Genomic DNA, 13,557 nt, shown 5'->3' with positions numbered 1-13,557 from the left:
GACCCAAGAAGGAGCAACACCATGGATACCCGCACCAGCGCACAGCCCGCGACGGCGCGGCGGCGCGCCAGAACGGTCCCGCTGATCGCCGCCGCCGCGGCCGGCGCCTGCCTCGTCTCCGGCCTGAGCGCCTGCAGCGGCGGCTCGGACTCCGGCTCCGGCGAGAAGGTCACCCTGACCATCGGCCAGTGGACCAACCCGGGGGCGATCGAGTTCACCAAGCAACTCAACGCCGCATTCGAGAAGGCGCACCCCAACGTCACGGTCAAACTGCAGCAGGCACCGACCGCCAACGGGGCGTGGCAGCAGCTGACCAGCAGCATGCTGCAGTCCAAGTCGATGGACGTGCTGGCCCAATTCGCCCCCACCCAGCAGGCCTTCGCGCCGTCCTACACCAACCTGAAGCCGGGCGGAGCCGCGGCGCTGGTCGCCTCGGGTCAGCTGGTCGACCTCAAGGACCAGCCGTTCATGAAGAACTACGACCTCACCAATCAGCAGGCCGCGGTCGGCTACAACGGCGGCATCTACGGCGTGATGGCCGCGGAGTACGTTTCCGCCGGCTCCGTCTGGTACAAGAAAGACCTCCTCGCCAAGTACAACATGGAGGTACCGAAGACCTACCAGGAGTTCCTCGACGACTGCGCCGCCCTGAAGGCCAAGGGGATCACCCCGATCTTCGCCGCGGGAAAGGAAGGCCTGCACGCCGGCGTCTGGCACGGCATCATGAACCAGACGCTGATGGCGGGCCACCCCGCCGCGGACTCGGTGAAGGTGTCCACCGACCGGGCCACCGCGTTCTGGCAGAAGACGCAGTCCTGGGCCGACCCGGTCTACAAGAGCATCTCCGAGCAGTATCAGAAGGCGATGCCATACCTTGAGCCGGGCGCGGCGGGCGTCTCGCAGCAGACCGCTCCGGGCGCGTGGGCCAGCCAGCCGGACAACTTCCCGTTCCTGTTGGACGGCTCGTGGGACGGCGCGACGATCCAGCAGGCCAACCCGAAGCTGAACCTGGGCTTCTTCATGATGCCGGGCACCAACGACCCGGCCGCCAACCGCGTGGCCATCAAGCCGGACCTGACCTGGGTGGTGCCGACCAGCGCGCCGCACAAGGACCTGGCGATGCAGTGGCTGGAGTTCTTCTCTCAGCCGGACAACTACAAGAAGTGGCTGGAGGCGACCGGCTCGATGTCCACCCAGCCGGCGCTGCAGAATACCGGGCTGCCCTGGATGGACTGGCTCAACGCGCACATGACCGACTCGTTCGTGGCGCTGACCGCCCCGTGGACGCCGGCCGGTGCGTCGACCGACGCGGGCGGTCCCGACCTGTACAAGATGGCGCCGATCGGCAGCGACAGCGTGGACACGGTCCTGGCCCGTTCCGCCAGCGCTTACCAGAAGGCCCTCGGGTAGTCCCTGCGTCACGGTAGAAGGGAGAGCGGCGTGTCACGCTGTTTGTTCGGGACTCCACGGACCCGGCGGTTCATTCCCTGGGCGAGCATCGCGATACCCGGACTCGGATGGCTGGTGTTTGGGCTGTACCCGTCGCTGGCGACCATCGGGTACTCGTTCACGCAATACTCCGGCCTGCCGGGCACGCCGCTCGACTTCTGCGGCCTGTGCAACTACACCAGCGCGTTCACCGCGCTCTCCTCGGAGGTGTGGGGCGCGGTGCGCGTCACGCTCATCTACGTGGTCGGCGTGGCGATCGTGCAGAACGCGATCGGCATCGGGCTGGCCCTGCTGCTCAACCGGCGCGGCCGTTCCTACGCCGTGTACCGGGCGCTCATCTTCATGCCGCAGATCTTCTCGGTCGCGGTCGTGGGGGCGATCTTCTCGCTGATCTTCGACCCGTTCTCCGGCCCTCTCGAGAAGATCCTGCACGACGACTTCGGGATCACCAGCACCTTCCTCGGCTCCAACCGGCTGGCGCTGCCCCTCGTGATGCTGGTCAACGTCTGGATGTTCTCGGGGTACTCGATGCTCATCTACATCGCCGGGTTGCGCAACGTCCCGCCGGAGGTGTACGAGGCAGCGTCGATGGACGGCGCAGGACGCTGGCGCATGTTCCGCAGCGTGACCTTCCCGCTGCTCGCGCCCGCCTTCACGGTGAACATGTTCCTGGCCGTGGTGGGCGCGCTCGGCGAGTACGCGCTGATCCTGGTGCTCACCGGCGGCAACTTCGGCACCCGCACGCTGGGCATCTACATGTTCAACTCGGCGTTCCTCAGCGGCAGCAGCCAGCTCGGGTTCGGCTCGATGCTGGCGATGCTGCAGTTCTTCCTCACCCTGTTCATCGGTGGTGGCGTGCTGTGGACCCTGCGACGGCGGGAGGTGACACTGTGACGACCTCGACGGTGCTACCCGACCGCACCCGAAGCCAGGCGGCGCCGCCGCCCCGGCGCCGGCGCGGCGCCGGGCGGGTGCTTCGCGGCGTGCGCACGAACGTGGTGTGCTTTCTCATCTCGGTGGTGCTGTTCGCGCTGCCGCTGTTCTACCTGCTGCTGCAGGCGTTCAAGAGCTACCCGGACTTCCTGCAGCACCCGACAGGGCTGCCGCAGGAGTGGACGTTGCAGAACTTCGCCGACGCGTGGGAGCAGGGCGGCTTCAGCCGCCAGATGATCAACAGTCTGGTCTACTCGGTGATCCCGACCGCGATCACCCTCGTGCTCGGGGTCTTCCTCGCCTTCCCCATCTCTCGCGGGTACTTCAAGCACTCGAACGCGCTCTACACGTTCTTCATCTTCTCCGGCTTCCTGCCCGGCGGCCTGATCCCGCTGTTCATCGAGGCCCGCACGCTGCACCTGTACAACAGCATGGCCGGTTACCTCGTGATGACCAGCCTGTCCGGCGCCGGGTTCTTCTTCTTCGTCGGCTACATCAAGGGAATCCCCCGCGAGATCGACGAGGCGGCCGTGCTGGACGGGTGCGGCTACATCCGGTTCATCCTGACCTTCATCATCCCGCAGATGAAGCCGGCGCTGGCCGCCTTCGGCATCTTCGGCTTCGTTGCCTCCTGGAACAGCCTCATCCTGCCGCTGGTCATGCTCTCAGACGACACCCTGTGGCCGGTCACCCGCGGCCTCTACTCGTTCTTCGGCGAGCACACCCAGAACTGGCCCATGGTGGCCGCGGCCACCTTCATCGTGGCGGCACCGATCCTGGTGCTGTTCATCGTGCTGCAGCGCTACCTCGTCGAGGGCGTAGCGGGCGGGGCGGGCCTGGGCAGCCAGGGCATCGCGCCGACGCAGGCGGCGGCCGGCGAGCCGTCCGGCGGGGACGAATGAGCGACCCGGCTGATCCGGTCCGGCCCGGGCGGCACACCCGGTGGGAACCGGGCCGGGCGAGCGTCACGTTCCGGCTGCGCGAGGAGATCGACCATCCCGAGTTCGAGTGGCCGCGGACGCTGCTGCACTGGCCGGTGCGCTGGCCCGAGCCGGCGCTGCCGGCCCGGCGGCTACGCCTGGTCGACGCCGCGGGCACCCCGCTGCCGTTCCAGCTCTGCGAGGTGCGCACCGACGATGCCGGACTGCTGCGCAGCGCGGTGGTCGGCTTCTTCGCCGCACTGGCGCCGGGCCAGTCCCACGAGTTCACGCTGTGCGCCGACGAGTCGATCCCGCTGGCGGCCGTCGCCCACCCGGTGACGGCCGTGCACGGCGACGACGGCATCGTGCTGGACGCCGGACCGATCCGGGTGCGGCTGCCCCGATCCCACCGACCCGGCACCGGGCCCGTGCCGGGGCCGATCCTCGCGCTGGACCGCGGGAACGGCTGGGTAGGCCGATCAAGGCTGGTCGACGGGCCGACCGGTATGCAGGCGCGGGTCGAGCGGATCGACGTACGCGAGGTGCAGGCCGGGCCGCTGGCCGTCGCGTACGAGATCGGGTACCGGTTCGCCGGCGGCGGCCGGTACACCGCGACCGTGCGCTGCGTGCACGGGTACGACTTTGTCGAGCTGACCGAGCGGATGCAGGACGTCGGCGAGCCCGCCCGAGCATGGGAGCTGCGCTGGGACGGGTTCTCCCCCACGCACCGGTTCTCCTCGACCTGGCCGTACTCGCAGGACGCCGCCGACTACCTCGACCCCGGCTCGCCGGAGACCTACCGGTGGCCGGGCATCGACGAGCCGCTGCTGGTCGCCGACAGCGGCGAGGACCCGGCGTTCTCCGGACCGGGCCGGCCCGAGGACCCGCGCGAGGAGATGGCCTTCACCGTCGGACCCTACGCGCCCGCGTACGCCTGGGACATCCGTCCACATGCGACGTTCTGGGACCTGAGCACCGGCGACGCCGCCGGGGTGTTCGTCCGCGATCCGGCGCTGTGGGACGACCACCGCTATGCCTCCTGGGCCTCGGCCCGCGACCTGCAGATCCAGTTCCGGCACCGCGACGGAGTGCTGAGCTGGCGGTGGCCGCTGCGCACCGGCAGCCGGCGCACCGGCATCGCCTTCTACGACCACGAACGCGACCGGGACGTACTGCGGGCGCAGCGCGACAACGCGCACGCGCTGTCGGCACGGTACGGCATCAGCCCCGAGGTGGCTCGGCGAGCCGCCTGCTACCAGTCCACCCACGTCCGGCAGCTGTACCACTGGCACAGCACCCTGGACCTCGACCGGGTCAAGGACTGGGTGCTCACCTACGGCGGGCGGCGCCCGGCCCCGCTGTGCACCACCGGCGAGATCCGCACCGGGCGGGAACTGCTCAGCGCGCTGTTCGCCGGCGCCGAGGGCCCGAGACTGATCGCGCACGGCGTGAACGAGGTCGCCGGCTACCTCAACATCGGCCAGCGGCCGCTGTACGACCGGCTGCTGGGCGCCTACGATCGCCTGCGCGGCGAGCTGGACCCGCAGCAGGCCGCCCGGGTCGACGCGCTGCTGCTGCTGACCGCGTACGTGTCCGCCGGCGAGGAGATCGGGCCGATGCGCCGGATGTTCGGCGGCCACCCCAACTTCATGTCCGACGGCAAGGCGGCGCTGGCCTGCCTGGCCTGGTTGTACCCCGAGCATCCCGCCGCCGGCGACTGGCTCGACCAGTTCGAGACATTCCTGCGGCTGGCCGGGGCGTTCAACACCCGACCGGCACTGCCCGGCCGGCAGGCCAGGCCCGGCCGCTGGACGGAGAGCCTCGCCACCTATGTGTGGGCGTTCCTGCGCCCGGCCACCCTCGGCAACGCGCTGGGCATCCGCGCCGACGGCCACAACCGGCTCTGCACACCGCAGTACGCGGCCCTGGGCGACTGGCTGGTCGACGCGCTGAGCGCCCCGGTGATGACCGCCGCCGCGCCGGACTGGGACGTCTCGGCCACCGCGCCCGGCGCGCTGCGCATGCACCCGCCGCAGGGCGCGCACGCAAGCTGGCCGCGCCGGCCACCCATCGAGATGCGGCTGCTCGGCGAGCAGCTGCGCCGCTACCGGCCGCTCGTCGCCGAACACCTGCTGTGGGGCTGCGACGCCGCGGGACATCGCCTGGACCAGCCGCGCGGGGCCGCCGACCCGTGGCGGGTGCTGCATCCCCCGCCCGGGGACCGGGGCACCAACCCGCGCCTGGGCAGCACCAAGTACACCGGTTACGGGATCACGCTGCGCGCCGGCATCGGCGAGCCCACCGAGGTGTCGGTCCACCTGCAGCAGACCGACCGCGGCCCCAACTACCGGTGGGGCATCGCGGACGACAACGGCAGCGGGCACCTGTACTACTACGCCGCCGGGCGCGCCTACAGCGGGCACGGCCGGGAGGACGCCGGAGACCGGCGCGCGCCGGACGCCACCTTCGTCAGCTCCTGCGGTATCTGGCGCGGCGGGGCGATCCGGTCGCTCGGCCCCAACACGCTGGACCGCCCGCACTACGACCTGGACACCGCGCAGTACGCCGAGATCACCCCCGCCCCCGACAGCCCGGTGTACGGCCACTACCTCGGCCGCAGCGTCATCCTCGTCGGCCACGACTACCTCGTCGTCTACGACGCCGTAGCGGCTACCCAGCGGATGGCCTGGACGTGGGCCACACTGACCCGGCCCACCGGGGACGACGCCAACAGCATCGACCACCTCACCGACCGGATGCCCTTCATCCACGTGGTGCGCGGCGTGCGCACCGACGGCGCGGGCGGCGGCGAGTTCCGCACCCCGTTCTCCCAGGGGGTACGCCTGGAGGGTCCGCCCGACGTCACCACCGGCAGCACGCTGGCGATCGTCAGCCACCGCGACGACCTCACGATCGACCCGCAGCACCGCACGCCCTGGGGCGCCCGGATCACCGGCCCGGACGGCGTGGACTACGTGTTCCGCCACGAGCGGGCCGCCCATCACGAACCGGAGGCGCTCGACGTCACGCTCGACATCGCCGGGCTGCGCTTCCGGGGCACAGCCGGGGTGATCCGACTGCGGCGCGACGGCGAGCGGCGGCTGGTGCTCTTCCACGGCACCGCGATCGGCACCGGCGACGTGGTGCTCACCACCGAGGACCGGGACCTGGGCATCAGTCTGCGCTACCGGGCGGACGCGCACGAGTGCCACGGCGTGTTCCGCGCCGCGGCTGACACCACGCTGACCCTGCGCGTGCCGGCCGGCCGGCGCGGCGCGGCCTTCCACGTCGACGGCGCGCTCGTGCGGCCACTGCGCGAGACCCCCGACGAGGTGACCGTGGCGCTGCCGGCGGGTCGGCACCGGTGGGAGCTGACCGCACACGCACCCCGACCGGCGCCCGCCGAGGTACGCCGCACCGTGGCCGCCGGCGGGGGTCTCGCCGAGGTGCACTTCGCGCCGGTGCCGGCGGCCGAACGGTACCTGGTGCAACTCAGCGACGACGGTGGCGACACGTGGCGCACCGCCGCGACCGCCCGGACCAGCCCGTGCCGGCTGACCGGCCTGACCGACGGCCGAAAGCTGCACGTTCGGGTCGTCGCCGCGAACTCCCGGCACCATGCCCCGCCGGGCGCGGACTACCCGTTGTACGTCACCGACGCCCCGCCCGCCCCGCCGGACGGGCTGGCCCCGCTGCCGGGCCCGGGCGGCGTGGAGCTGAGCTGGGGCGAGGTGCTCGGCGCGAGCGGGTATCGGCTGCTGCGCCGCCGCCGCGGCGAGGCCGGATACCACGAGATCTTCGCCGGGTTGGCGTTCTCCTACGTCGACCGTACGCCGGCCGCCGGCGACGAGTACGTGGTGGCTGCGGAGGACGGCAACGGCGTCGGCCCGCCGAGTGCGCCGGTGCCGGCCGATCCTGGTGGTTGGCGGCACTGGCGCCCACCGGTCCCGCTGACCTTCCGCCGGACACACACGTACCACGAGCCGCCCTACCTGCCCGCGGGGGCGGCTCCGCAGGAATACCACGGGCAGGACACGCCGTCCGACCTGCCGGCCATCGCTGGCCCGTAACCGCAGGGGGTTCATACATGTCCGAGCGAATCCTGCTCACCGGCGCCGCCGGGCGTATCGGCACCGTGCTGCGGCCCGGACTCGCCCGCCCGGGCCGGGTGCTGCGGGTGCTGGACGTCCAACCGCAGCCGCCGGCGGCCCCGGGCGAACGGGTGGAGATCCACACAGCGTCCGTCACCGACCCGGACGCGATCCGCGCCGCCTGCGAGGGCGTCGACGCGGTGGTCCACCTCGGCGGGTGCGCCGGCGAGGCGCCCTGGGAGACGATCCGTGCCGTCAACATCGACGGCACGCAACAGGTGCTGGCGGCGGCGGTCGAGGCCGGGGTACGGCGGGTGGTCCTCGCCGGAAGCATCCACGCCGCCGGGTTCCGCACCCGCGACGAGGCGGTGCACGGCCCGCTGCCGGCGGACAGCTCGGCCCGTCCGGACACCTTCTACGGGGTGAGCAAGGCCGTGGTCGAGGCGCTGGGCAGCCTCTACCACTCGCGGTTCGGCATCGACGTGACGTGCCTGCGGATCGGCGCGTTCCGGCCGCTTCCGACGGTCCCCGAGGACTTGGCCAGGTGGCTCTCGCCCGGGGACGCCGTCCGGCTGGTCGAGGCGTGCCTGCGGGTCGAGCCGGCCGGATTTCGCATCCTGTGGGGCATCTCGGCCAACACCCGCCGGTGGTGGTCGCTGGCCGAGGCGGAGGCTATCGGGTACCACCCGCGCGACGACGCCGAACGGTACGCCGCCCAGGCGCTGGCCGGCGGCGACGCCGACCCCGCCGCGCCCCGCAACCATCTGGTCGGCGGCGGGTTCTGCACGATGCCGCTCGGCTGACCGGATCGGGACTCGGCTACCGAGCGCCGGCCGTGCCCTGCGCGGCCGGCGCGGCGGCGCCCACCCCGGCGAGCCACCGCGCGCACAGCCGCGTCCACTGCCCGGCCGACTCGTCGTCCTCGGCCAGCCCGAGCCCGTGCCGGCCGTGCGGGAAGACGTGCAGCTCGTGCGGCACGTCGTGCGCCGCCAGCGCGCGAGCCAGCCGGTAGCTGTGCTCGACCGGGACGACCTTGTCGTCCGAGCTGTGCCACAGGAAGAACGGCGGCGCCTGCGGTGTCACCAGCTCCTCCAGCGACGCCTCCCGGCGCTGCGCGGCCGGCGCGTCCGCGCCGAGGAGCTGCTCTCGCGAGCCGGCGTGGTGCTCGGGGAGCATCGAGACGACCGGGTAGCACAGCACCGCCAGGTCCGGCCGCCCGTCCGGCCGCACATCCGGCGCCAGGGCCGCATGGCCGGCGAGGTGGCCGCCGGCGGAGAAGCCGATCACGCCGATGCGCCGCACGCCGCGCCGCCGCAGCCCGGCGATCTCCGCCTGCACCGCCAGCAACGGTCCGGGGTGGCGGGTCGCCACCGGGTAGCGCAGCACGCCAGCCTCAAGGCCCAGCGACCCGAGCCACTCGGCCACGGGTTCGGCCTCGTGCGTTGCGTGGTGCTCGTACCCGCCGCCGGGCAGGACGATCATGTGAAGCGGCACTGACCCAAGCCTTCGCGTCAGTCGGATGCGGTGATCCGGTCGAGCAGTTCCAGCAGATGGTGGTACGTGTGGCCGGTGGCCCGGCTCATCCCGATCTCGCAGGTGCGGTTGACCGAGGCGTGGGCGGCGCATCCGTCACGCTCGACGGCCTCCGCCTCGCCACGGGTGGCGGAGGCGGTGAGCTGCGGGTGCAGCAGGCCGCGGTCCCCGGCGAAGGCGCAGCACTGCCAGGCGTCCGGGACGACAACGCGCTCGGCCACCGCGCCGGCGATGCGGGCGATCGCGGCGTCGAGGCCGAGACGGGTGGAGGAGCAGGTCGGATGCAGCGCCAGCGAGGGCAGGCGCCGGCCGGCGGGCAGCCGCGGCAACACGTGCTCGGCCACGAAGGTCACGGCATCGACGACCTCGACGGCCGGGGCGACCTCGGCGAGGAGGCGATGGAGGCCCTCCGTGCAGGAGGCGGCGTCGGTGACGACCGGGAGCCGGCCGTTGTCCGTCGCGGCGGCGAGGATGTCGCGGACACGGCGCCGCATGATCTCGTACCCGTCCGTCAGGCCCTTGGACGACCATGGGGTGCCGCAGCACAGGTCGCCCACCCCCGCCGGGATGTGCAGCCGGACGCCGGCCCGGCCGGCAAGCCTGCGCACTGCGGCCATGACGCCGTCACCGCCGCGGGCCGGGGCGAACATGGTGTTCAGGCACGAGGGCAGGTAGACGGCACCGGCGGCCGGATCGGGTGCGGCGCGGCGCCGGATGCCGCCGCGCGGCAGGTCGCGGCTCCAGGCCGGCACGGCGTCGGGGTTGCCGATGCGGCGGGCGGCCCGGGTGGTGGCCTCGGCGACGCCGGGCGGCACCGCCGCCGCCAGGTCCAGGGCGAGGTTCATGGCCCGGGTCGCCGTGTCCCAGTGCTTCGCGGCCGTGCTCCACGCCTGCCGGGCGGCGCGGCCGTTGTGCCCGGCGCGCAGCCGCTTGGTGAGATCGCCGGTGTTGATGAGCACGGGGCAGGCGGTGGCGCACATACCGTCGACGGCGCAGGTGTCGACGGCGTCGTAGCGGTACTCCCGCTCCAGCTGCCGGGCAAGCGCGGGGTCGCCGGCGGCCACGGCCGCGGTGATCTCCCGGCGCAGGACGATGCGCTGCCGCGGGGTGGTGGTGAGGTCGCGGCTGGGGCACACCGGCTCGCAGTAGCCGCACTCGACGCACCGGTCGACCTCGGGCTCGACGGTGACGACCGGCTTGAGGTGACGCAGGTGCGCCTGCGGATCGTCGGTGAGCAGCACCCCGGGGTTCAGGGTGCCGGCCGGATCGCAGTGCCGCTTGACCTCGAGCATGACCTCGAAGAGCTCGTCACCGTACTGCCGGCGGACGAACGGGGCCATGACCCGTCCGGTGCCGTGCTCGGCCTTGAGCGTGCCGCCGTGGCCCAGGACGGCGTCAATCATCTCCTCGGTAAAGTCCGCGTATCGCTGCACGTCGTTGCCGGCGCCGAACTTCTCGTTGAGCATGAAGTGCAGGTTGCCGTCCTTGGCGTGGCCGAAGATGACGCTGCGCTCGTACAGGTGCCGGTCGAACAGGCCGGCGAGGTCGTCGCACAGGTCGGCGAGGGCGGGCACCGGGACGGCCACGTCCTCCAGCAGCGCGACGGTGCCGGACGGCCGGGCCCCGGCGACCGCGGCATACAGCCCCTTGCGGATGTGCCACAGCCCGGCGCGTCCGGTCGCGTCCCGGCTCAGCTTGGCCGGGACGGCGAGGTTCCATCCGCCGAAGAGCTGCTGGGCCCGCCGTTCGCGCTCGGCGAGGCGTTCGGCGTCCGGCTCCTGCCACTCGACCAGCAGCGCGGCGTGACGGTCGACGGCCAGGTCGAGAGCCGAGGCGTCCAGCGCGCGGGCGACCCGAAGGGACTCGGCGTCGAGCAGTTCGACGGCCGCGGGTGCGGCCGCCACCAGGTCCGGCATGATCGCCATCGCCTCGCGCAGCGTGGGGAAGACCACCAGCCCGGTCGAGACCGCAGGGTGGACCGGGACGGTCCGCAAGACTGCCTCGGCGACGAAGCCGAGGGTGCCCTCGCTGCCGATAACGAGGTGGGCGAGGATCTGCGCGGGCGTGGTGTGGTCGAGGAAGCTGTTGAGGCCGTAGCCCATGGTGTTCTTCATCGCGAACTGCGCCTTGATGCGCCGCACCGAGTCCGGGTTGCCGCGGACCCGGGCGCGTAGCCGCTCGATGGCGCCGGTCAGGGCCGGCTCGTGGGCGCGCAGCCGCGCGTCGGCGTCGGGTGCGGCGGTGTCGACGACGGTGCCGCTGGGCAGCACGAGCGTCATCGACTCCAGGGTCTGGTAGGTGTTGGCGTGCGTACCGCAGGTCATGCCGCTGGAGTTGTTGGCGATGACGCCGCCGATCGTGCACGCCGACTCGCTGGCCGGGTCCGGGCCGAGCCGGCGGCCGTACGGCGCGAGGCGGGCGTTGACCTGGCGCAGCACCGCGCCGGGCTGCACCCGGACCCGGGCGCCGCCGTCGAGGACCTCGACGGTGCGGAAGTGCCGGCGGACGTCGACGAGCAGATGCTCGGTGCCGGCCTGGCCGCTGAGGCTGGTGCCACCGGAGCGAAACGTGACACCGAGTTGCAGCCCGGCAGCGGCGCGCATGAGCGCCGCCACCTGCCTGGCGTCGCGTGGTACGAGTACCGCCTGGGGCGTGAGCAGGTAGTGCGAAGCGTCATGGGCCATGCCGAGCCGGTCGCTGGCGCGGGCCCGAATCGCGCCGGGCGCGGCCCGCTCCAGCGCGCCCAGCAGCTCGCCGTCGATGGGGGCGAGCCGGGGCGGCCCTGCGGGGTTCTCGGTGCTCATCGGCGTGCTCACCCGGCGAACATGGCGGCCGGCGTTCCCGCCACGCCCAGCCCGTTGACCGCGAACACCGATCCCGCGGGGTCGTCGTCGGCCAGGTCCAGACCCTCGCGGGCCGACGTGATGTACAGAACGTCGAGGGCGGGGCCGCCGAAGGCGCAGGAGGAGGGCTGGTGCACGGGCATGGGCAGCTCGCCGAGCAGGTCGGCGTCCGGTGAGAGGCGCACCACCCGGTCGCCGCCCCACATCGCCACCCAGAGACAGCCGGTGGCGTCGACGGTGAGCCCGTCCGGCATGCCCGTGTCCTGGGGGAACCGGGCGAACGTGCGCCTGCGGCCGATCGTGGCACGCTCCAGGTCGGCGTCGAAGGCCGAGATCTCGCCCGCCATGGTGTCGGCGAGGTAAAAGGTGCGCCCGTCGGGACTCCAGTCGAACCCGTTGGGCAGCGTCAGTCCCTCCAGGACCACGCGAGTCGTCCAGTCGGGCATGAGCACGTGCAGCGCGCCCCGGCCCGGCTGGAAATCCATCGTGGTGCTGCCGGCCCAGAGCCGCCCGTGCCGGTCGCACTTCGCGTCGTTCATGCGCTCCCTCTCCGGCAGGATCGCGCACCGGACGGTCATGCCGGCCTCGACGCTGGCGAAGCCCTCGGCCACCGCGGCGACGAAGCCCCCGCGGCGGCGGGGTACCGCCGCGCCGACCTGCGTCGGAAGTGTCAGCGTGCTGGTCTGTCGGGTCGTCGGGTCACTGGTGTGGATGTGCCCGGCCGGGATGTCCACCCAGTGCAGGCGGCCGCTGAGCGCATCCCATACCGGCCCCTCGCCGACCCGGGCCCGGCCGGCAACCGCGACCTCGGGCGTTGTCGCCGGCGTCATTCGGGGAGCACCACGGCCGCGTTGGCGAGCAGTCCGCCGTCGACGGGCAGCGCGACGCCGGTGATAAAGCTGGCGCGGTCGCCGGCGAGGAAGGCGATCGCCTCGGCGACCTCTTCCGGCCGCGCCACCCGTCCCAGTGGGTGGCTGCGCCCCCAGGATTCGACGAGGGCCTGGGTGCCTTCGTCGGTGCCGTCGGAGAACATGCGCGCGGACGTACGCAGCATCGGCGTGTCCACCGAGGCGGGACAGACGGTGTTGGCCCTGATCCCGTGCTTCGCCTCGTCGACGGCGAGCGACCGAGCGAAGGCGTTGAGCGCGCCCTTGCTGGTGGTGTACGCGGCGACCGCGCTCTGGGTGATGAAGGACTGGACGGAGGAGACGAGCACGATCGAGCCCGCCCCGCGGGCGCGCAGGTGGGGCAGCGCGTGCTTGACCGTGTGGAATGCGCCGGTCACGTTGACGGCGAGCACCTCGTTCCACTCGTCGGCCGTGGTGTCCGCCGCCGTGCCGTAGCGCTGGATCCCGGCCGCGGCGACCACGATGTCCAGTCCGCCGTGCGCGGCGGCGACGCGAGCGATGAGCCGGGCCGTGGCCGCCTCGTCGGTCACCGACAGTTCGGCGTACTCGACGCCGGGAAGCTCGGCCTCGGCTCCGGCCGCCGGTGGCAGGCCGGCGGCGACGACGGCCGCGCCGCGCGCCGAGAGCACCTGGGCGGTCGCGCGGCCGATGCCGCTCAGTCCGCCGGTGATGATGGCGACCTTGCCGTCGAACTCCACAATGGACTCCTTGCTGCCGTCCGCGGGCCCCGCAGCGCGCGGCGCGGGGGTCAGCCGCGCTGGGGAACGATCGCTGCAGCTGTCTGTCGCGCCACGACGGGCCTTGATCAGCCGCGCGGATCAGAGTCTAGACAACGTTGTCTGCGGCCGCTAGTAGCGTGTGGCGCCGCCCGCCTGACTTT

General features: G+C 72.6%; 9 protein-coding genes. 5 read left to right on the top strand and 4 right to left on the bottom strand.

The features are described 5' to 3' along the window. The first annotated feature begins 21 nt into the window (after nt 1-21). The 5 genes from AB0B76_RS06555 (at nt 22) to AB0B76_RS06535 (ending at nt 8,196) form a co-directional block, all read left to right on the top strand. Nucleotides 22-1,410: an extracellular solute-binding protein gene (locus AB0B76_RS06555; RefSeq protein ID WP_360370409.1), complete on the top strand. Its 1,389-nt coding sequence runs from the start codon at nt 22-24 to the stop codon at nt 1,408-1,410. 114 nt (nt 1,411-1,524) lie between these two features. Continuing rightward, the gene (locus AB0B76_RS06550; RefSeq protein ID WP_360370406.1) at nt 1,525-2,343 is read left to right on the top strand and encodes a sugar ABC transporter permease; all 819 of its coding nucleotides are present in this window, start codon (nt 1,525-1,527) and stop codon (nt 2,341-2,343) included. Then, nucleotides 2,340-3,284: a carbohydrate ABC transporter permease gene (locus AB0B76_RS06545; RefSeq protein ID WP_360370403.1), complete on the top strand. Its 945-nt coding sequence runs from the start codon at nt 2,340-2,342 to the stop codon at nt 3,282-3,284. The genes AB0B76_RS06550 and AB0B76_RS06545 overlap by 4 nt, the downstream gene beginning before the upstream one ends. Next, a complete protein-coding gene (locus AB0B76_RS06540) occupies nt 3,281-7,372 on the top strand; it encodes a hypothetical protein (protein WP_360370400.1) in 4,092 nt (1,363 codons plus the stop codon). The genes AB0B76_RS06545 and AB0B76_RS06540 overlap by 4 nt, the downstream gene beginning before the upstream one ends. A 17-nt stretch (nt 7,373-7,389) precedes the next feature. Beyond that, nucleotides 7,390-8,196: an NAD(P)-dependent oxidoreductase gene (locus tag AB0B76_RS06535; RefSeq protein ID WP_360370397.1), complete on the top strand. Its 807-nt coding sequence runs from the start codon at nt 7,390-7,392 to the stop codon at nt 8,194-8,196. 16 nt (nt 8,197-8,212) lie between these two features. Here AB0B76_RS06535 and AB0B76_RS06530 read toward each other — a convergent pair whose 3' ends face one another. Genes AB0B76_RS06530 through AB0B76_RS06515 form a run of 4 tightly spaced genes read right to left on the bottom strand, consistent with a single transcriptional unit; the run spans nt 8,213 to nt 13,375 of the window. Beyond that, on the bottom strand, nt 8,213-8,887 hold the full coding sequence (locus AB0B76_RS06530; RefSeq protein WP_360370394.1) for an alpha/beta hydrolase: 675 nt from the start codon (nt 8,885-8,887) through the stop codon (nt 8,213-8,215). A 17-nt stretch (nt 8,888-8,904) separates the two neighbouring features. Then, entirely contained in the window at nt 8,905-11,742 is a 2,838-nt protein-coding gene (locus tag AB0B76_RS06525; RefSeq protein WP_360370391.1) for an FAD-binding and (Fe-S)-binding domain-containing protein, read from the bottom strand. Beyond that, on the bottom strand, nt 11,739-12,599 hold the full coding sequence (locus AB0B76_RS06520; RefSeq protein WP_360370388.1) for an SMP-30/gluconolactonase/LRE family protein: 861 nt from the start codon (nt 12,597-12,599) through the stop codon (nt 11,739-11,741). The genes AB0B76_RS06525 and AB0B76_RS06520 overlap by 4 nt, the downstream gene beginning before the upstream one ends. Then, a complete protein-coding gene (locus AB0B76_RS06515; protein ID WP_360370385.1) occupies nt 12,596-13,375 on the bottom strand; it encodes an SDR family oxidoreductase in 780 nt (259 codons plus the stop codon). The genes AB0B76_RS06520 and AB0B76_RS06515 overlap by 4 nt, the downstream gene beginning before the upstream one ends. Nucleotides 13,376-13,557: the final 182 nt, after the last annotated feature.

This window comes from Dactylosporangium sp. NPDC049140 (assembly GCF_040648435.1).
The sequence above is the reverse complement of the archived record's forward strand: the minus strand, read 5'-3'. Positions and strand labels throughout refer to the sequence as shown.

Excerpts from the sequence above, each read along its gene's own strand:
- AB0B76_RS06555 (WP_360370409.1), top strand. The coding sequence starts at position 22 with ATGGATACCCGCACCAGCGCACAGCCCGCGACGGCGCGGCGGCGCGCC.
- AB0B76_RS06540 (WP_360370400.1), top strand. The coding sequence starts at position 3,281 with ATGAGCGACCCGGCTGATCCGGTCCGGCCCGGGCGGCACACCCGGTGG.
- AB0B76_RS06535 (WP_360370397.1), top strand. The coding sequence starts at position 7,390 with ATGTCCGAGCGAATCCTGCTCACCGGCGCCGCCGGGCGTATCGGCACC.
- AB0B76_RS06520 (WP_360370388.1), bottom strand. The coding sequence starts at position 12,599 with ATGACGCCGGCGACAACGCCCGAGGTCGCGGTTGCCGGCCGGGCCCGG.